The organism is Erysipelothrix aquatica (assembly GCF_009828775.2).
GTDB classification, from domain to species: domain Bacteria; phylum Bacillota_I; class Bacilli_A; order Erysipelotrichales; family Erysipelotrichaceae; genus Erysipelothrix; species Erysipelothrix aquatica.
In genome coordinates, this window is sequence record NZ_WTSY02000006.1 from 63,296 (window position 1) to 83,225 (window position 19,930).

Here is a 19,930-nt window from a genome sequence, read left to right on the forward strand (position 1 = left end):
ATAGGTAAAAAGAACTCGAAAGAGTTCTTTTTTGTTTTAGAGATGCGTAACTGAAGACCGTATGTAAGTCACAATTTCCTGGAAGAAGACCCAATCTTGATAGGATGGGTATCCATTAATACAGAGTGTCTTGCACGTGGTGTGGGTAATACCAGGGATTGTGGTAATTAGAATTTGGTACCTATTCAAGTCGTTCATTAGCTGGTTCTTTGAGAAGGCATCAATAGTCTCGACGACAATCCCATAGGGAAAACTAGAAAGAATATCTTTATAGATTAAGGTAGCTAATTCATAGTCGCGATCAACGCAAATTGCGACATTGACTGTTGTAATTTGCTGGTGTAGCGAGTCTAACAGCCCTGACCAATGCGAAAGAATAATATACAAAATCTCGTGTTTTTGTTCTAACGATAAGGAATCCTCGAAAATTTCATCAAACATCGCATCAACTTGAGTATATATTTTCGCTTCAGTTTTCTTGAGATGTTCTAGGAAGTCAAGGTTTCGATCATAGAGAATAAATGTTGGCGAATAAGTCATTCGAACAATGTTGAAAATATTGATAATCATGTACTCGCGATTTTTGATACTTACTTTGTCGTTGCTTAAAATCACATCAATCAATGTTTCCAAATTTTTTAACAAGCGTGCATCTTCTGCAGATTCAGCAGCTTGTAACGATGCTTGTTCAAGGGAAAATGAGAATCGGTTAATCAACAAAAATTCGAAGCAGAAATTTATGATTTCATCCGAGAGTGGCATGTTAAATGCCATTTGAAATTGAGTTTGAATTGCCTCATTTTCGATGATTTCAAACGCTTGGTAAATTTGCTTTGGATGAATTAACTGACTTAAAGTAATCCGTACAAAAAGCCAAATTTTAAGATGGTTAATGTCTTGGGTTGTGGTGAGTTTTAACTCAACATCACCCATGTTCTTTGTTAGTGTGTTAATTGCGGTAATTTGTAATGGATCGATGAAATCTTCTAAAAAAGAGTATCGTTCTGAAAAATATGCAACAAAGAATAAAGATATCGAACGCTCCGATCCTTGGAGGGTCATGGTTCCCAGATCAATTGCGATATCATGGAATTTTAGTTCCTTATTAAGCGTATGGATGGTTCGGCGTATCGTCGCATCGCTAACAAAGAAAGCCTCAGCAAGGTTCGCAACCGATTGATCGGGTTGAAGGAAAATGGATTCCAAAAGTTGGAACTCGAAACTATAGGTGAGTATTTTTTGATAATAAAACCGTTTGGATGTTTCCGGTTCGTCGTGAAGAGAAATACCGTTTGCATGGGTAATTATAGAACCCGGTGCAATGATTTCATTCAAGCGGTTGATAATGCTTTGTAAGGATCGTAGGGGAATACCGGTTGTATCACTTAAATTACTGAGTGTCGATTCATTATTATCGAGCATATACGTCAGGACGGAATAGGCTCTAAGATCTTTCGTGGATAAAAGTCGTCTCATACATAAACCTCACATTTTCTTAATTACAGTATAACAAAAGTTGCATGTGGCGATGCAATTTTTGATGACGAAGTTTCCTCATTGATTGTTAATATTTTAAAGAAGCACTATCAAATGACGCAAAAAGGAGCATAAATAGTATGAATTCACGAATTACGCAAATGTTATGCGAGATGGTCCGAATTGATTCGGAGTCTGGGGATGAGAGAATCTTTCATAATTACTTAAAGACAACATTTACCAATCTCGGATTGAAATGTATTGAGGATGGATCACTAAAAAAAACAGGATTGGGAGCAAATAACCTCGTCTTTATTTTAGAAGGAGATAAAACGCAAGAGCCACTATTTTTTTCAAGTCACAGTGATACGGTGAAACCTGGAAAAGGAATCGAGCCAGTGATCGTTGATGGCGTGGTGTATTCCAAAGGGGAGACAATCTTAGGTGCGGATGATAAAGCGGGGATTGCAATCATGCTTGAAATTATAGAGCGCCTTAAAGAAGTTGCTACGTTACATCCAACTTTAGAGTTTGTGATTACCCCTGGAGAAGAAATTGGATTGATCGGCGCGCAAGCATTGGATATGTCATCTATTCGTTCGCGTTTTGGGATTGTCCTAGACAGTGCAGGGCCTGTAGGAGCTATGACTCTGGCAAGTCCTACATTGTCAACATATACCCTTGAAATCGAAGGAAAAGCGGCCCATGCGGGTTTAGAACCAGAGCAGGGTATCAGTGCGTTGGAGGTTTTAGCTAAGATTATGGCGAATCTTCCGCATGGACGTATAAACAGTGAAACTACATCTAATTTTGGAACAGTAGAAGGTGGTGTCGCAAGTAATGTTGTTGCAGACGCGGCAGTCTTGACAGGTGAAATTCGTTCAATAAACTTTGACCAATTTGAAGGAATTCGCCAGATTTACCGCAACACTATTGATACAACATCAAAAATATACGGCACGACTGTTCGCTTTGAAGAAGAAATCAAGTGTTATGGTTACCGTTTTGATCAAAATGATGCGGACGTTGAACGAGTGACTCGTGCAATGATGAAAGCAGGAATTACGCCTCGTTATGAAGTTAGTGGTGGTGGAAGTGATGCGAATGTTTTTAATCAAAAAGGAAAGAAAGCAATCAATATTTCAATTGGTTATGAAGAAATTCATACCGTTAACGAATATATTCCAATTGCTGCAATGGAAGAAGCGGTTGATGTCTGCCTTGCATTGATTGAGTCACCCTCAGAGGTTAAGCATGTTTAAAACATTAAATCATTATTTTCAAATAATCGTAGGTGTTGGACTTGTTTCGTTTGCAATTAATCAGTTTCTAGCGCCTCATGATATTGCAGCAGGGGGAGCAAGTGGGATTGCGATTCTTCTCTATCATGTTATGGATTGGGAAATATCACGAACTGTCTTTACGATTAATGTCATTATGTTGATTTCAGCATTTTTACTCTTGGGAACCAAGGTATTTCTCAAATCATTATTTGGAAGTATTTTGCTTCCGTTTATGCTGTATTGGATCCCAGTTCAAATGCTTGTTGAAGATCGCTTTCTTGCGGTCATAAGTGGCAGTGTTATCTTTGCGTGTGGGGTTGCATTGCTCTATCGAAATCAGGCTTCAAGTGGTGGCACAACCATTCCACCACTTATCATGAAAAAATATTTTGGCATTGACAAATCAATAGGTCTTCTTATGAGTGACTTAATAATTGTTGTCGCGTCATTGTTTGTATTTGGAATGGACTCCTTTGTACTGGCGGTTATTTCAATTGTCATCACAATGATGTGTATGAACTATCTGAGCACAGGGTTTAATCAAAAAATATCTATGGAAATTATTAGTGTTTCACATCATCGGGATATTTTGAATACCTTACGGAATCTTAAAACGCGGGGGTTGAGCGTTTTTCCGGTGCATGGTGGGCATATGCTTGAACGTCGACAGATGATTCTAATTGTAATGAAGCGTAGCGAGTATTTGGATTACTACGATTTAATTCATAGTATTGACCCCAAAGCATTCATGATTGTTCAAAATGTCAAAGATGTCCATGGAAATGGATTTACATACACAAGTATTGTATAGGAGAAACTATGAGTTCATTATTATCAATTACCATTATTATGCTAATTTGGACAGTCAGTGATTTTGTATCGAAAAAAACAAAGTCACTTGTCTCTTCATTATTGGTTGCAAGTTTAATTTTCTTAGTTGGGTTTAAAAGTGAATTATTGCCCCCAACTGTTTTACATGATTCGTCGTTACTAGCTTTAGGAACTACGATTTTAGGTTTTATTATCATTCATATTGGAACGATGATTCGTCTCGCAGAATTTAAGCGCCACTGGCGGACGGTCGTCATTGGGGTGAGTGCAACGCTCGGGATTGTGGGGGCACTCGTGTTGGGGGCACCATTGCTGGGGTCTCTAAACTACTCAATTGCCGCTGCAGCAGGTGTCACTGGGGGTACAATATCGGTTATTTTGGCGCAGGATGCAGCCTTAAAGTTTGGGTTAACATCGGTAGCCGTATTGCCAGTATTAATTACAGCGTTCCAAGGTATTATTGGATTTCCTTTAACGTCTCTAATTCTAAAACGAGAGGCACAACGGATTAAACGAGAAGACGATTACCACGCCATCGTCGAAACATCAGATGACAACACGAAAACTATCTTACCAGAATCGCTTCAAACAACTGCAGGAACGCTTTTTATAGTTGGATGTGTCATGTTGATTGCGACAGCGCTTAGCCAACTAACCAATGGGGTTGTTAACGAGTTTGTGATTGCACTGGTACTGGGAGTGGTGTTTTGTGAACTTGGCATCTTGAAACGCAATATTCTTGAAGGAATTGATGCCTATGGCTTAATGATGCTATCGATTATGATTATTATCTTTGGTCCCTTAGGAACTATCTCAGTCCATGATCTTATGGATCTTGCTTTACCACTAGTGCTTTCATTCGTGATTGGGGTCAGTGGGGGGGCTCTCGTAGCACTATTCGTAGGAAAACTATTAGGATACAGTGCTCCAATATCTATTGCAATCGGTTTAACATCACTCTTTGGCTTTCCTGGAACCATGATTCTTAGTCAAGAAGCAGCACGAAGTGTTGGAAGCGATGAATTAGAAATCGAAAAAATACAAGCGGAAATTATGCCGAAGATGATCATAGCTGGATTCTCCACGGTAACAATAACTTCAGTGCTTGTCGTAGGTCTTTTAGTATCGTTCATTCATTAGACGTAATATGGATAATAAATCTGCAACAATGTATTAGATTTTAATCGGAAGCGCATATGAATTTTTAAGATTCGTACGATTATATCTTCGAATAATGAATTTATGGGACACTAAAATTAAGGTCTAGGACAATAATAATCAAGCAGATTCGATGCAAGGTAGTATGTATAAAGAGATTTACACACATCCATAATCCTAAGCGAATGACCTGCAAATCACAGAGAAAGGAAACAAAAATCATGATCATATTGCTATCAATTATTGCAATCCTCAGTATCTATGCCTGGATACAAATTGCATCCAAAATTTTCTCGCGAAATTACCACTTTAAACTGATTGATTTTTTACTGCTCATTGCATACACCTTGATTTTTGTTTATGTTGATTCTCTAGATTTGGTACGTTCAAGTCCGATTCTGATGGCTTTATGTCTTCTCGCTTTGATGCGTATCATGTTTTCGACTTCTTGGATAGATATTTTGACTTCTGTATTTATTGTTGTAATTGTGTTTTTCTTAATTCGAGGATTTTATGCATCACTTTTTGCGATACTCTCTGATGTCACAACACATGATGTTCTAGTAAATACCAGATTAAGGTGGATTGTATTTATTCTAACCTATTTAACGATCGACGGATTAGTCGTTAAGATGCTTTCAACCAGTGAGATAATCAAAAATCTGAAAACATTGTTTCGAAATCGAATGAAAGTTAAGCATATTCTGCGCATTGAAGTTATAATGCTCATCTACATTTTAATAATTAATAATGGACGTTTCTTGGACATTGATGTTCGGTGGTTTAATATTGTGTATCTCACGTCATGTTTTTTCATCTTTGTTATCATGTTTGTGGCTTGGAAGGATGCGGTGCGAAGCGCGTCTCTATTTGAGACAGAGCGGTATACAAAGAAGGTTGAAGATCAGCTGAAGTTACAAATTGAACACTATGAATCCTACAGTCAACTGATGGACGATTTTCGGAGGTTTAAGCATGATTACCGTTCAATTTTGGATAATGTCAATCATCTAATTGCGATGAATGAATTTAGTACTGCACAATCGATTATTGATCAAACAAATGAAACATTCGCAGATGCAGAATCTCATGAGCATTATTCTCAAAGTTATTTGGTAGATGCCATCATTAAAGGTTTTGAGCAACGATGTAACGACGAGAATATTAAGTATCATCTTGATATTCAACTTCCAAATACTTTTATGCTTTCGGAGTTGGATATGTTACGTGTTATCACCAACTTAACCAACAATGCTATCGAAGCATCACTTCGAATCGATAATCCAGAACAAAGGCTTATTACAATTGAAACCAATGTTCATCAAGAGTGCCTCTCGTTGCGTATCATCAACAACTATGACGTTGCCCCACGATATAAGTACGGAAAATACCAAAGTACTAAAGAACAAGCGGACATACACGGTATTGGACTTCAAATTGTTAAGGATATCATTGATTCTGTGGATGGTGTTTTCAATATTCAAGTCGATGAACTTAAGAAAACATTTCAAAGCACAATTATATTGCATTATAAGCACACTGACAAAGACTTAGAACAAGCGGTTTAACGTTGACAGTCTTGGGGTACAGTGTTACCATATCGCTATGAAAACTACCATATAATTCTGGAAATAAGGTCCGGAAGTCTCTACTCATGACCCGTAAAGTCATGTACTATGGCAATAGTTTCAAAAGCGGTTTTTTTTGTACCTTTTGATACTACTGCCTGTTGGCAGTTTTTTTGTATTCAAAAGGAGGAGACTATGAAAACATGGTTGAATACGTATTTTAAGATTGAGGAATCAGGATCTACGATTAAACGAGAGTTTGCTGGTGGTCTTACAGCATTCTTATCAATGTCGTATGTAATCTTTGTAAATCCAATTATTCTTGGAAATGCTGGAATGCCTCAGGACGCTGTCTTTATGGCTACAATATTATCATCTGCAATTGCAATGTTAATTATGGGCCTTTATGCGCGCTTTCCTTTGGGTCTTGCCCCATGTATGTCAATGAATGCGTTCTTTGCATTTAGTGTTGTGTTGGGTATGGGAATGGCATGGGAAGTTGCACTTGCGGCAGTTCTTGTGTCATCAGTATTGTTTATTATGCTCTCATTTTCAGGGATTCGTGCAAAAATCATTAAGGGCATTCCGCTACCAATCAAACAGGCTGGTAACGTTGGATTGGGTTTATTTATTGCCTTTGTAAGTTTTAAAAATGCAGGAATTATTGTCCCTGATGCAAGTATGTTTATAACGTTTGGTGGATTCAACAATCCCAACGTTGTGATTGCTATCGTTGGCGTCTTAACAGCTGCATTTTTCTTAGTTAAAAAGAACCAATATGCTGTGTTCTTTGGCATGATTGGAGCAGCAGTGTGTGGACTCTTGATTCGCCTTGGCTATGATATGGGATGGATTTCAATGGCATCTGAAGTCGCGGCAACATTACCGCAATTACCGGCAGGAAGCCCGATTGTTGTTCCTTTTGGACCTATGCAGTCGATGATCGATAATACATTGTTTGTCGGATTTAAGAATTTAGGAGAACTTTTAAATCCACAAGCCATCGTTGTCGTATTAACATTTTTGTTCTTAGATTTCTTTGGAACTGCTACAACACTATCTGCCGCAGCATCACAGATTCCCGATTTACCTGCTGAAGCATTTGAAAACAACCATCGTATTTATGTTGCCGATGCAGTTGGAACGTTTATCGGTGGTGTACTGGGAACATCAAATCTATCAACCTATATTGAATCGGTTTCGGGAATTATTAATGGTGCCCGTACAGGCTTAATGGCTGTTGTCACGGCATGTTTATTCTTGTTGTCAGTCTTTATTTATCCATTGCTTTCATTAGTAACGGCAGCAGTAACGACACCTGCCATGGTTGTGATTGGAATCTTCATGATGCAAAACATTGTAAATATCGATTGGCATGGGGGTTATGAAGTGATTGTACCTTCATTCATCACAATTGTTATGATGCCATTGACCGGTTCAATTGCATTAGGATTGACGATGGGTTTTGTTTCCTATGAACTTTGCATGATTTTTGCAGGACGTCATAAAGAATTAGGTTGGATTATGCATGGTATTACTATAGTCTCACTTGCATATATGTTTACACTTTAGAAAGAGGAAAAGATATGGAATTGTTGAAGCAACGAATTAGAGAAGCAGGCATTGCGCGGACCGAGGAAATTTTAGATGTGAGTACATTTTTCAATGCTCAAGTTGATGCAACGTTAATGCAGGCCATTGGTCAGGATTTTGCCGATTACTTTGCAAATCATGAATTTGATGCATTTGTTACAGTGGAAAGTTCTGGGATTGCCCCATCAGTTTTTGCAAGTCTTGCCGCGCAAAAGCCACTTGTTATTATTAAGAAATCACAAAAAGTATTGGATGATCCGCGTTACATTCAACAAGAGTCTTTTTCATTTACCAAAGGAAATGCATATCATCTCACAACGCATCTTGATTTTATTCAAGGAAAACGTATCATTCTCATTGACGATTTTCTGGCACAGGGAAGCGTTGTAACAAACGTTGAAACGCTGTTAAATAAAGCGGATGCGACCTTAGTTGCAACGGGAATATGTATCTCTAAAGATTATCAACCTGGATTTAAAAAACTATCGGCAGCGGGTAAAGATGTCTATTGTCAAGTGCATGTGACGGGATTGAACCCAGAGACAAATGCAATCCATATTAAATAGAGAGTTCATTATTATTCTAAAAAAGCGTATAATAACCCTATAAGAGGTGAAACGATGACACGATTATTAGAAGTAGTAGGACGTGGTTCTTTAAAGGCAGAGCCTGATATGATGCGTTTTAATTATGAATTGGTTCAGGATGCTCCATCCTATGGCGAAGCATTTGATAAGTTATCGAAACAATTTGATGCTTTGGTAAAGGTTTTTAAAACAGTAGGGTTTAATGTCTCACTCATTCAGACATCATCCATTAATGTTTCAATCATTCACGAAACGGATGTTCAAAAGAAAAAATTCAGAGGCAATCAAAGTCTTATCTTTGAAGATCGCATTAATCTTGCGAAAATGTCCAAACTTTTGGACGGACTCCGTTCGGAAGATGACTTTAATTTTTCGCTTTCGTATTTCATCAAAGATGCGACTAAGTATACAAACGATGCTTTAATACTTGCGATTAACGATGCGCATGATAAATCAAAAGTTATCACAGAGAGTGCGGGTGTGCGTCTGGGTTCTATTACCAATATTGTTTATGAAAGTGATTCACAAAGTCACCCTTCATTGATGCGTGCTTACGCATATGATACTGGTGGATCCGATATTCATGCAACTAATATCACGATTGAGCAATTCGTTACCATGTCCTGGGAAATTAAATAGCACAAAAAAAGCAAGCGACGCGAATCGCTTGCTTTTCGTTTCTTTAAGCAATGGCAAATTGGCTGTGGTATAAGTCTGCATAAATACCACCTAACGCCAAGAGGGTATCATGATTTCCACTTTCAATAATATTACCCTTGTTCATAACGAGAATCATATCGGCATTTCGAATCGTCGATAAGCGGTGTGCAATCACAAAGCTTGTACGATTCTCCATGAGGGCATTGAGTGCCTTTTGAATTTTTTGTTCCGTTATGGTATCAATATTTGAGGTCGCTTCGTCAAGGATCATGACAGATGGGTTTGCAAGTGCAGCCCGGGCAATTGTCAGAAGTTGTTGTTGCCCTTGAGAAACAATAGCGGCATCACTGGAAATGATGGTGTCATAACCTTGTGGCATTTGCATAATGAAGTCGTGACTTTGTGCAAGTTTCGCTGCTTCAATGATTGCTTCGCGGGAGGCATCTTTGCGTCCATAGGCAATGTTATCAGCAACAGTCCCTTCAAATAACCACGTATCTTGTAACACCATTCCAAACATATTCCGAACGTCAGTTCGTGTCATTGTTTGAGTATCAATGCCATCAAAAGAAATCTCACCACTGTTAATATCGTAGAAACGCATCAACAAGTTTACAAGCGTCGTCTTACCGGCACCAGTAGGTCCCACAATCGCAACAGTTTGTTTTGCTTTCACATCAAACGTAACGTCAGTCATAAGAAGGTGGTCTGGACCATACCCAAATGATACATTTTTAAATGAAATGTCGCCTTTAGGGTGTGTTATTTTTGGCGTTTCATGGTCATGTTCAAGCTCATCCTCTATAGCCGTAATATCATATACACGTTCGAGTGACGCAAGCGCTGCTTGAAATGAGTTAATAATAAATGATGCTTCTGTAATCGGTTCAGATACTTGGGAAACGTATTGGAGATATGCTTGAAGGATACCCACACTAAGTGATCCACGAATTGCAAAATATCCTCCAATAACCGCACTTGCAATGAATGCAAGTTGATTAAGAAAACGTACGGCCGGATAAATCGCATAGTTTAAGAACATTGCTTTTAGATGTGCCTTTTCATGTGTTTCATTTGTCGTGATGACTGCATCCATCGCATGGTCTTGTTTGTTATAAGATTTTAAAATGACATTACCGGTGAAGTATTCTTCGACAAGACTGTTAAAATCCGCTAGAGAACTAAAATTTTCCAAGAAGGATCGTTGACTCTTGATGGAAATGATATACGTAACCAGTCCACTAAAAATAATCAATGCAAAAATCAGTAAGGTTAGTGAACTTGCAATTTGAGTCATCACAATTAAACCAATAACTATATTAAAAAAGGATGATATGAATTGGTTGAATCCAACGACTAAAATTTCAGCAACTCGCTCAATATCAACAGAAACACGACTTAAAATTTCACCAACTTTAACGTCATCGTAGAAACGTAAGGGAAGTGTCGTCATTTTATCAGTGATTACTTTGCGTAAAAAAGTACCGGCATCTTCACTGACTGATGCCATAATTCGTTCTTGAACAAACGAGAATAAAAATGAAAAAGCAGATGCAATAATAAGCCAAATTAAAGGTTGCATGATGACTGCCTCAATATTTTCGATTGAAAGACTTTGAGTGCTGATTAAGTTGGCAACTGCATCAATAGCAAGTCCCATTATCCAAGGGATAATCGTATAGGTAATACTTCCAAGTAGTGCAACGATAAAGACAAGTGTTATTTTGCCTTTCCAATTAAGCAATAATTGGATAAAGAGACGAAACGCATGCTTCATATTTGAAGGTTGTTCTTGTTTCGAAGTAGGTGTTAGTCTTGATTTTTTTCGCTTAAACATGGTCTGTTTCCTCCTGTTCATCAAAGATATGTTGTGATTGTGCAAATTGTCGGTAAACTGGGCTTGTTTGCATGAGAGATGCATGGGTACCGATACCGACAATGTGTCCTTGATCCATGACAATAATTTGGTCGGCATTCATAATCGTACTTACCCGTTGTGCAATAATTAAGTAAGTCGCTTCGGGCATATCTTTTTTTAGAGCTTGACGTAAAATTGCATCTGTTTTGTAATCAAGTGCTGAGAAACTGTCATCGAAAACATACAAGTCAGCATCCTTGTAAAGCGCACGCGCAATGCTGATACGCTGTTTTTGGCCACCTGAGAAGTTCATCCCTCCACGGACAACTTCGGAGTGGTACGAAGCATCTAAAGATTCGATAAAAGGTGCTGCTTGCGCGGTTCGCGCCGCTTGACGCATTGCTTCGTTACTTCCGTTGGGTTTGTGAAATTTAATATTTTCTTGAACAGTACCGCTGAATAAGAACGATTTCTGTGGAATATAGCTAATTGAATCACGTAAATCGTGTTGGGAAAGATCGCGGATATCTGTATCTTGGAACATGACACGCCCATTGGTTGTATCATGGAATCTCATAATGAGTTTCGCAATCGTACTTTTACCAGATCCCGTAGCACCGATAATCGCAGTTGTTTGTCCTTTAGGAATGTAGAAACTAACATCAACCAAAGCATCACCATCTTCACCTTCATAACCAAAGAAGACATGTTCGAAGCGGACAATATCATCACTTGCATGGGAGAGCTTATGGGCGGTCGTAATATCCTGAACACTTGGCTCAATCGCAATCAAGGTATCGACCCGTTGTAAGGCAGCGAGTGCACGTGGAATCATCACAATTACAAGCGCAGCCATAATCAGTGTTAAAATCGTAAGTGTTGTATATTCAATAACTGCAGTGACTTCTCCTAATTGGAGGGTACCACTTGGAACATCGATAAGTCCAAACCATAATATCGCAACCATGGATACACCTAAGAGGGCATACGCAATCGGCGATAAATAGGCAAAGAGGCGGTTGATCTTAATCATATTTTCAGCATGGTCTTCAAATGTCTTATCGGTTCGTTTTTGTTCATACTCTGAGTTATCAAACGCACGAATAATACGCACACCGACAAAGAATTCTCTTAAAACAAGAATCATACGGTCCAAATAATACTGGATTGCATTCATGTACGGAACTGCACGTTTTGTGACAATAATAGCGGCTCCTAAGAATACAAGGATACTCATTAATGCGACAAGTCCTAGGGTTGGTGAAATCATGTAAGACATGATGACACATACGATACCAATTAAGGGTCCAGGAAGAATCATTTGGAATAGCATTACCACTACTTGTTGGATGTTCACAACATCGGATGTGATACGAGAGACAAGGGATGAAGTTCCATAATCTTCAACATCTTTGACCGAGAGGACTTGAACTTTTTTGAAGACTTGTAGGCGTAAGTCTGTTCCAAAGCGGGTTGCAATCACAGATGAGTAGTAACTACATGCTACTGCGGCGATAACGCCGATAATTGCGACGAATAACATTTCCAGTCCTAATGAATAGATGGTGTTGAGGTTATTTGCTAGGATACCATCATCCACTATATGAGCAACAAGATATGGAATATACAATGTCGCGATGAGTTGGATTAAAAGTAAGAATAAAGTCCCTAAAACAAGACTTAGGTTCTGACGTATAAATTGCTTTACTAATTTCATAAATACTCCTTCTGTTTGATAAATTAAAAGGACGTCACAGATGCTTCTTCGTATGGCCTACGAAGCATCGATAACGTCCTTGAGTTGTCCGGCGAGAACTCTTAGGGAATTTGGGTGCCATGCAAAATAAAAGAACGTCTTGAATGCTTCTTCGTGTGGCCTACGAAGCATCAATAACGTCCTTGAGTTATCCGGCGAAAACTCTTAGGGATTTTGCTCACTCGATAATAGCACACCCATAATTTATTGGCAAGAAAAAGCACTGAAGATTTTAAAAATAGTTCGATATTTTGTTTCTTTAAGGGGCGTTTCGCATGCTAATTGAGGAAAATATAAAGCCCTTACACTTTATGTAAAATATGAAAGTTAATATACTTATAAAGAATAATCAATGATACAATATGAAAAGAGGTGAGACTATGTCCAAACAAGATTATACGTCAGTATTTGATATTATCGGTCCGGTTATGACGGGGCCAAGTAGTTCCCATACAGCTGGTGCCGCTCGCATTGGTAAAATTGCGCGAGAAGTTTTTGGAGAGACGCCAGAGTCCGTAAATGTCTATCTATATGAGTCATTTGCGAAAACCTACCGAGGTCACGGCACAGATGTCGCAATCGCGGGTGGAATCTTAGGGATGAATGCAGATGATGAAAAACTGCACGAATCATTATTAATTGCTCAAGCACACGATGTTGCAATACAATTTATCCCCCTTGCAGAGGACGTACACCATCCGAATACCGCCAAACTTGTGATGCGTGCTCGCGATAAAAAAATGACCATTGTTGGTGCATCTATTGGTGGTGGAAGTGTTAAAATCACAAATATTAACGATATTCCAGTTGATATCAATGGTGGTACCCCCACAATTCTAATTTTCCACCAAGATTTACCAGGTCTTATCGCGCGTGTGGCTACAATTTTGTCTGATTTGGAAATTAATATCAGTACGATGAAAGTAGATCGGGATTCCAAAGGGAATAATGCTTATATGGTTATTGAACTTGATCAAGAAGAATTGCATACATCGCTTGATGCAATTCGGGAAATTCCATATATTAAAAGCGTGACATATATTGGGAGGAACATTTAATGTTTGAGTCGATAGAGGCATTGATTCATCAAGCCGAGAAAGTGGGTTCGATTGCGGAAGCTGTAATCCTTGCAGAAATTGAAAATTCAGGAAAAAGTCGTGAAGCCATCACGAGTCTTATGGGAAAACAACTGGATGTAATGCTACGGTCTGTTGCACAAGGGATTCAAGGTGTACAATCCAAAACAGGACTAACTGGAGGAGATGCATTGAAACTTAACACTTACCTTGAATGTCACGAAACGATATGTGGACCAACTGTAGTACGGGCCGTAGCAGGTGCGGTAGCGACGAACGAAGTCAATGCAGCCATGGGGCGTATTTGCGCAACACCGACAGCGGGGAGTGCAGGTGTTGCACCAGGAGTGCTTAATGCCCTTATCGAGCGTTATTCCCTTACCCGTGAACAACAAATAAATTTCTTGTTTGTTGCAGGCGGTTTTGGTTTAGTTGTAGCCAACAATGCGTCGATTGCTGGTGCAACCGGAGGATGCCAAGCAGAGATAGGGAGTGCATCCGCAATGGCGTCGGCAGCCACCGTCGAAATATTAGGAGGCAGCCCTCAGGCGGCGGAACAAGCATTTGCAATGACCATTAAAAACATGCTTGGACTTATTTGTGATCCGGTTGCAGGACTTGTTGAAGTTCCTTGTGTCAAAAGAAATGCACTGGGTGCTGCGCAAGCTCTCGTTTCGGCAGACATGGCTCTTGCAGGTGTGCGAAGTGCCATACCAAGTGATGAGGTTGTCGCCACAATGTATAAAGTTGGAAAAGCCTTACCACGCGAGTTCCGTGAAACGGGTGAAGGTGGTTTGGCCGATACGCCAACGGGTAGACAATTTGAACATCAAATATTTAATAATGATGATACACTTTTATAAGAAATTCATACAATACTTACTTTGCACATAAAAATGTGCAAAGTTTCTTTTTTTTATACAAACAACGTTCATTTTCTGAGCATGAAGATAATTTGGAGACATCACACTTCATAAATACAATTAACAATATTGTGAAATCTTAACATTTGAGATACTATACTTACATAGAGGTGGGGCCTATGATAACGATATTCTTATGTGATGATGATGCGTCAATACGTACACATTATCAAGAACTCCTGCAAGAAATTGCATCCAAACATCAACTTTATATTTCGATAACGACTTTTGATTCTGCGGAAGAACTCTTTTTTATGCTTGAAGATATTAAAATTTTACCGGATATTGTTTACCTTGATATTCAAATGGGTGCGATGAATGGTTTAGAAGCAGCTGCGAAATTACGTGAAATGGGTGTACAAGCAGAAATTATTTTCTTATCAAATTTGAAAGAATATGTTTTCGATTCGTTTGATGTCATGCCCGCAAATTACTTACTCAAGTATGCAACCACAAATGATCGCTTCGAAGCTGTATTTCTAAAAACAATCGAGAATCTCACCATCACCCGCGAGCAACTTTTCCGTTATGACATTAAAGGGTTGTCGCACACGTTGATTATTTCAGACATCATGTATCTAGAGGTTAAGAAACGGATCATCATAATCAAAACACGGCAAGGTCAGCATATTGAATTTTACAGTACAATAACAGATGTCGAACAACAAATTCAAGGCAGTCCACTGGTTCGTGTCCAACGCTCGTTTATCGTGAATATGACGTACATTAAAACCTTTGGAAAAAGTGAAATCGAACTTCTCGATGGCAGTTTAGTTCCCGTGGGTCGAACATACCAAAATGTTCTTGAAAATAGATTTGTAGAATTTATTAATCGTTAGGAGGAAGCAAAATGATCAGTATTTTCTTACCTCTTCTTTTGTTTAGTGGTTACTTGTGGATCAAGAATCTGTCCAAAGTATTCGAAAAGCGCTTTGATACACAATATCTGGAGTATTTACTCATTATCGTATATGCCCTAGATTTTTTCTTTGTGGACCAACTGGGTGCTGTGCGTATGAGCACATTTTACTTGCTCATTTATTTACTAATTATGACTTATGCAGTATTTACCATTTCGCATCGAAATCTACTCACCATATCCCTCTTCCCAATTTTGTTTATTTATACTGTTAGAGGGTGCCTTGCTGCAATCATTGCGTTTCTTTTCCAGACAACAACCCATGAAATTCTAACTACGACATCGTGGCGTTGGGCAATTCTAGTCGTGACATATCTTATCTTCAATACCTTTGTATGGATAGGCATGAACAGTGAAAGTATTGTCCAAAAACAAATTAAACTCTTCCGAAATACCATGAAGACGAAGCATGTCTTACGAGTTGAAGTTATTATGCTCTTTTATTTGATGATTATTAATGACGGACGGTTCTTAACAAATAACGTTCTATGGTTCAATACACTTTATTTATCATCATCTCTTTTTATTTTAGTGATTTTGTGTGTGTCGTGGACAGATGCTTTACGCGGTGCAGAGTTACTTGAAAATGCACGCTATACGCATAAAATTGAGAATCAACTTAAGATGCAGATTGAACACTACGAAACATACCGAGAATTAATGATTGAATATCAGAAATTTAAACATGACTACAGATCGACCTTACGGACGATAAATACGCTTATTAACTCAAATCAGATTCAAAGTGCCCAAAATCTCATTGATCAAACCAATAATTCATTTAAGGACACGGTCGCGTTGGATCCGTATTCACAAAGTCATTTGTTAGATGCAATTATCCGGGATGTGAAAAAGAGATGTACCGAAAATGAAATTCGCTATGATTTGGATTTACACTTACCAGAGTTGTTTCGCTTGTCTGAATTGGATATGCTACGTGTCATCACCAATCTCGTAAATAATGCGATTGAAGCATCACTTCGTATCGAAAATCCAGAGGACCGCTATATCGCCGTTTCAAATCATGTAAATAAAAACTGGCTCTCATTAACAATTACGAATAATTACAGTGTGGCACCAATTGAGAAGTATGGTGTCTATCAAAGCACTAAAGAAAATGCTGATATCCATGGTATTGGTTTACAAATTGTTCGTGAAATCATTGAAAATGCCCACGGTATTCTCAAAATTGAAGTCAATGAAGTTCAAAAGCAATTTATTGTCACAATTCTTGTTCAATACGAATAACCTCAGTCATGAGGTTCTTTTTATTTATCAATGCAGTTGGGAACGTTTTTGTTGCGTTCTACGCCTTTTTGGGGTTTGGTGATGGCTTATGATATAGTATTTATATATGAGGGGGATATATAAGTATGAAGAAAAAGAAATTAGTTGGATTATTAGTCAGCGTGGCTTTAATCCTACCAACATTTTCGATTCGTGCCGATGAAACAATCGTAAGCACACAAGAAAATAACGAAACAGTGACGGACGGTACTACAACTGACCTACAGCAAGAAGTAGTCCAGCCAGAGACAGCAATCAGTGAAGTAGCAGAAGTACAGGAAGAACCAACAACCGATGTGGTAACCGAAAAGGAAGCCAACGAAGAAGTAGTGCTTGAATCTGATCATAAATTAGAAGTTGAAATTCAACAGCCTGCGCCGCAAGTTGCGGCAATGGGTACCGATAATGAAACAACCTTAATCCAAGAACTTGCAAACGCTCAAGGAGATGTGGTTCTTGAAATTGTTGGTGGGAGTGTTATTAATTTAACAAAACCACTTGTTATCGACACATCAAAAATTACAAGTCTGAGCATTCAATCAACCAATGACAGTCCTGTCATCTTGAATCATGCGAATGCACAACGCCATTTTACAACATCTGGAACAGGTGTCTTAGACCTATCATTTTCAAACGTAGTTTTAAGTACCGATGGTGACTATGGCTTAACAATGGGTGGTATCGCATTCTCAAGTAACTTACAAGGGAATAAAATTTCCGGATTAACCGCGATGAATAACCCGCAAGTAGCGACAGGGTGGAATTCAGGATTCCTTGTCTTTACGGGAAATGGCGGAAGTCTCGATATTACCAATACAACATTCATCAATAATGGCATCGAATCTCGAAACGCCGTCTCGTCGGCATTGATTCTTATTGATACGAAGAATACAGATGTAAACTTTGACAACATTGTATTTACGAACAATAAAAAAGCAAATCAAAGTGGTGGGATGATTAGTGTTTATGCACAAAATGGTGCAATCACAATGAATAATATCACGATGAACGAAAACGAAGCAGCAAGTAATAGTGCTGGTGTATTCTATACAGGAAGTGGTACATCAACACTTTCAATTACAAACAGCCATTTTAAAGGCAATCGAAACACTGAAGGAATGGGCGGTGCCATTAATCTTCGACTCAAAGATGCATCGGCAACAACTTTATCGAATACACATATTGAAAATAACTTTGCCGATCGTGGTGGGTCAGGGATTAATGCAGTCCTCGAAACAACAAACGGCTTAACACTCGATACCGTTACAGTTGATGGGAATACTGCATCAAGACATCTTTATAATCCAGAAACTGGAGAACAATCCGGAACATCAAGTAGCGGTGGTGGAATTTATGTTGAGCAGCTTCGCGACCTAGGCTATGTTACAATTACAAATTCTACAATTTCAAATAACATTGCGACGTCGGGTGGTGGATTCTATATTTATACGGATTTTAGTGGAAATACGAATGTCTTAATCGAGAATTCCACGATTACAGGTAATATCGCAGACTACCACGCAGGGGCGCTTAATTTTAATACCTACAGTAATACAGAAACGGTAGGTTCAATTCAAATTAATGATACAGAAATCACCCACAATACGGTAACTGGAAATGATGCAGGACCGGGTTTTAACGAAGGTGGTTATGGTGGTGCAATTTACTATGGTAATTTTGAAGATAGTCCTCGTGCATTAAAACTCAACGGCGTTACCTTCACTGATAATAAATCAGAATATCCAGTGGAATGGTCCTTGAGCCAACGCAGTGATGATACACTAAGTAGCATCCATCACGACAGCATTCTCAATACAACATACTCAGCATCACAAAATGCTTTTATGGCAGCATACGACAATGCTTATAACGGGGATGACATTCACGTCGATTATTCCGCTATCGTATATTTTGATCCCAATCCAGACATGATTCCGGGACTTGAGACTTTGGAGTATAATCCAGACCTGAATTACGCGTTTACGATTCTTGGCCAAAACATCCAAGAGCCACTAACACCAGTGATTCCAGGATATCGCTTTGTTGGTTGGTTTGATGAAGCGGGAATACAATGGGATTTCGCGACCCGTCAAGTTCAAGAAGTGCATCAGTATCTCCATGCTCAATGGGAGAAGATAGAAACCTACACAGTAATCTTTGACCTAAATGGCGGGACAGGTATTCAACCAGATGTTCAAACCCTAGAGAGTGGTTCAAGAGTCGAGGAGCCAGTCACGCCAACGCGCCCTGGATATACTTTCCAAGGATGGAGTTTGAGTAAATCAGATATTTCCACACTTTGGAACTTTACAACTGATACAATCGCACAAGAAAACATTGTACTTTATGCACAGTGGGCCGAAATTATTGTGCCTGTTGAAACAGCTACAGTGACGTTCGACTTGAATGGTGGTGTTGGGTCTTTTGATTTAACACAAGTATTACAGCTTGGTTCGAAAGTGTCGAAAGTCATGAATCCAACACGAGATGGATTTGAATTCATGGGATGGACCTTACAGAAGCCAACACGGATTCTTAACTATTGGAACTTTGATACAGATCTTGTGAATGGAGATATTGTACTTGTTGCACAATGGAAAGCAATAACAGAAGAACCAGAAGTTCCAAGTGAACCCGAAATTCCAAGCGTACCAGAAACTCCAAAAGCACCTGAGAGCAGTAATACATTACCTCAAACGGGTGTTAATGCTTCATCAGTAATCATTTATGGAACTGGAATCGTAATGCTCGGACTGGCGATGGTAATGTTCTCGAAACGTCGTCAAGCAAAACAATAGATAAAAAAAGAAAGTCACGCTGTGACTTTCTTTTCTTTTATCAAATCTCAACCGCACCACTATTCATTTTTAAAAATTCTATCTCATAAGCAGTTTTAAAGTCAAACATTTTGCGAGGCATTGAGTTGATTTTAAAGGCAATGTCATCAAGATATTG

Annotated in this window: 15 protein-coding genes, 1 pseudogene and 1 riboswitch; of the genes and pseudogenes, 12 read left to right on the plus strand and 4 right to left on the minus strand. The window is 38.8% G+C overall.

What is annotated here, in order from left to right; genetic code table 11:
• Positions 1-36: 36 nt before the first annotated feature.
• The gene (locus tag GVV20_RS03055; protein WP_159740875.1) at positions 37-1,476 is read right to left on the minus strand and encodes an AcpB/EbpR/MafR family transcriptional regulator; all 1,440 of its coding nucleotides are present in this window, start codon (positions 1,474-1,476) and stop codon (positions 37-39) included.
• Positions 1,477-1,616: 140 nt separating this feature from the next.
• On the opposite strand from GVV20_RS03055, the gene GVV20_RS03060 reads away from it, so the two are divergent.
• The 7 genes from GVV20_RS03060 to GVV20_RS03090 all read left to right on the plus strand — a co-directional run bounded on the left by GVV20_RS03060 (position 1,617) and on the right by GVV20_RS03090 (position 9,135).
• Complete coding sequence (locus tag GVV20_RS03060; RefSeq protein ID WP_159740876.1) at positions 1,617-2,738, plus strand: M20/M25/M40 family metallo-hydrolase; 1,122 nt, start codon at positions 1,617-1,619, stop codon at positions 2,736-2,738.
• On the plus strand, positions 2,731-3,570 hold the full coding sequence (locus GVV20_RS03065) for a YitT family protein (protein WP_159740877.1): 840 nt from the start codon (positions 2,731-2,733) through the stop codon (positions 3,568-3,570). Before GVV20_RS03060 ends, GVV20_RS03065 begins: the two co-directional genes overlap by 8 nt.
• 8 nt (positions 3,571-3,578) lie before the next feature.
• The gene (locus GVV20_RS03070; protein WP_159740878.1) at positions 3,579-4,730 is read left to right on the plus strand and encodes a hypothetical protein; all 1,152 of its coding nucleotides are present in this window, start codon (positions 3,579-3,581) and stop codon (positions 4,728-4,730) included.
• Between the two features lie 239 nt (positions 4,731-4,969).
• Positions 4,970-6,316, plus strand: a complete 1,347-nt coding sequence (locus GVV20_RS03075) for a sensor histidine kinase (protein ID WP_159740879.1) — start codon at positions 4,970-4,972, stop codon at positions 6,314-6,316.
• 27 nt (positions 6,317-6,343) lie between these two features.
• Positions 6,344-6,445, plus strand: a riboswitch (purine riboswitch).
• 66 nt (positions 6,446-6,511) lie between these two features.
• Positions 6,512-7,888 (plus strand): NCS2 family permease, encoded by a 1,377-nt coding sequence (locus GVV20_RS03080; protein WP_159740880.1) that lies wholly within the window; start codon positions 6,512-6,514, stop codon positions 7,886-7,888.
• Positions 7,889-7,902: 14 nt separating this feature from the next.
• Positions 7,903-8,475 carry a phosphoribosyltransferase family protein gene (locus GVV20_RS03085; protein WP_159740881.1) on the plus strand — a complete coding sequence of 191 codons (573 nt, stop codon included), beginning with the start codon at positions 7,903-7,905 and terminating at the stop codon, positions 8,473-8,475.
• 54 nt (positions 8,476-8,529) lie between these two features.
• Positions 8,530-9,135, plus strand: a complete 606-nt coding sequence (locus tag GVV20_RS03090) for an SIMPL domain-containing protein (RefSeq protein ID WP_159740882.1) — start codon at positions 8,530-8,532, stop codon at positions 9,133-9,135.
• Between the two features lie 43 nt (positions 9,136-9,178).
• On the opposite strand, the gene GVV20_RS03095 is transcribed toward GVV20_RS03090, so the two are convergent.
• Together GVV20_RS03095 and GVV20_RS03100 are read right to left on the minus strand one after the other, a co-directional pair.
• Positions 9,179-10,993, minus strand: a complete 1,815-nt coding sequence (locus GVV20_RS03095) for an ABC transporter ATP-binding protein (protein ID WP_159740883.1) — start codon at positions 10,991-10,993, stop codon at positions 9,179-9,181.
• The gene (locus GVV20_RS03100; RefSeq protein WP_159740884.1) at positions 10,986-12,731 is read right to left on the minus strand and encodes an ABC transporter ATP-binding protein; all 1,746 of its coding nucleotides are present in this window, start codon (positions 12,729-12,731) and stop codon (positions 10,986-10,988) included. The genes GVV20_RS03095 and GVV20_RS03100 overlap by 8 nt, the downstream gene beginning before the upstream one ends.
• A gap of 419 nt (positions 12,732-13,150) precedes the next feature.
• Here GVV20_RS03100 and sdaAB point away from each other — a divergent pair, with 419 nt between their 5' ends.
• From sdaAB to GVV20_RS03125, 5 genes are all read left to right on the plus strand, one after another.
• Entirely contained in the window at positions 13,151-13,828 is a 678-nt protein-coding gene (gene sdaAB, locus GVV20_RS03105) for an L-serine ammonia-lyase, iron-sulfur-dependent subunit beta (RefSeq protein WP_159740885.1), read from the plus strand.
• On the plus strand, positions 13,828-14,709 hold the full coding sequence (gene sdaAA, locus GVV20_RS03110; protein WP_159740886.1) for an L-serine ammonia-lyase, iron-sulfur-dependent, subunit alpha: 882 nt from the start codon (positions 13,828-13,830) through the stop codon (positions 14,707-14,709). Before sdaAB ends, sdaAA begins: the two co-directional genes overlap by 1 nt.
• Positions 14,710-14,888: 179 nt before the next feature.
• Positions 14,889-15,608, plus strand: coding sequence for a LytR/AlgR family response regulator transcription factor (locus GVV20_RS03115; RefSeq protein WP_159740887.1), 720 nt, complete (start codon positions 14,889-14,891; stop codon positions 15,606-15,608).
• A gap of 11 nt (positions 15,609-15,619) precedes the next feature.
• Positions 15,620-16,936, plus strand: a complete 1,317-nt coding sequence (locus GVV20_RS03120; RefSeq protein WP_159740888.1) for a sensor histidine kinase — start codon at positions 15,620-15,622, stop codon at positions 16,934-16,936.
• 125 nt (positions 16,937-17,061) lie between these two features.
• Positions 17,062-19,773, plus strand: a complete 2,712-nt coding sequence (locus GVV20_RS03125; protein WP_159740889.1) for an InlB B-repeat-containing protein — start codon at positions 17,062-17,064, stop codon at positions 19,771-19,773.
• Between the two features lie 40 nt (positions 19,774-19,813).
• Here GVV20_RS03125 and GVV20_RS03130 read toward each other — a convergent pair.
• Positions 19,814-19,930 (minus strand): annotated as a pseudogene (locus GVV20_RS03130) (IS30 family transposase); the annotation flags it as partial.

Excerpts from the sequence above, each read along its gene's own strand:
- GVV20_RS03055 (WP_159740875.1), bottom strand. The coding sequence starts at position 1,476 with ATGAGACGACTTTTATCCACGAAAGATCTTAGAGCCTATTCCGTCCTG.
- GVV20_RS03060 (WP_159740876.1), top strand. The coding sequence starts at position 1,617 with ATGAATTCACGAATTACGCAAATGTTATGCGAGATGGTCCGAATTGAT.
- GVV20_RS03065 (WP_159740877.1), top strand. The coding sequence starts at position 2,731 with ATGTTTAAAACATTAAATCATTATTTTCAAATAATCGTAGGTGTTGGA.
- GVV20_RS03070 (WP_159740878.1), top strand. The coding sequence starts at position 3,579 with ATGAGTTCATTATTATCAATTACCATTATTATGCTAATTTGGACAGTC.
- GVV20_RS03075 (WP_159740879.1), top strand. The coding sequence starts at position 4,970 with ATGATCATATTGCTATCAATTATTGCAATCCTCAGTATCTATGCCTGG.
- GVV20_RS03080 (WP_159740880.1), top strand. The coding sequence starts at position 6,512 with ATGAAAACATGGTTGAATACGTATTTTAAGATTGAGGAATCAGGATCT.
- GVV20_RS03085 (WP_159740881.1), top strand. The coding sequence starts at position 7,903 with ATGGAATTGTTGAAGCAACGAATTAGAGAAGCAGGCATTGCGCGGACC.
- GVV20_RS03090 (WP_159740882.1), top strand. The coding sequence starts at position 8,530 with ATGACACGATTATTAGAAGTAGTAGGACGTGGTTCTTTAAAGGCAGAG.
- GVV20_RS03095 (WP_159740883.1), bottom strand. The coding sequence starts at position 10,993 with ATGTTTAAGCGAAAAAAATCAAGACTAACACCTACTTCGAAACAAGAA.
- GVV20_RS03100 (WP_159740884.1), bottom strand. The coding sequence starts at position 12,731 with ATGAAATTAGTAAAGCAATTTATACGTCAGAACCTAAGTCTTGTTTTA.
- sdaAB (WP_159740885.1), top strand. The coding sequence starts at position 13,151 with ATGTCCAAACAAGATTATACGTCAGTATTTGATATTATCGGTCCGGTT.
- sdaAA (WP_159740886.1), top strand. The coding sequence starts at position 13,828 with ATGTTTGAGTCGATAGAGGCATTGATTCATCAAGCCGAGAAAGTGGGT.
- GVV20_RS03115 (WP_159740887.1), top strand. The coding sequence starts at position 14,889 with ATGATAACGATATTCTTATGTGATGATGATGCGTCAATACGTACACAT.
- GVV20_RS03120 (WP_159740888.1), top strand. The coding sequence starts at position 15,620 with ATGATCAGTATTTTCTTACCTCTTCTTTTGTTTAGTGGTTACTTGTGG.
- GVV20_RS03125 (WP_159740889.1), top strand. The coding sequence starts at position 17,062 with ATGAAGAAAAAGAAATTAGTTGGATTATTAGTCAGCGTGGCTTTAATC.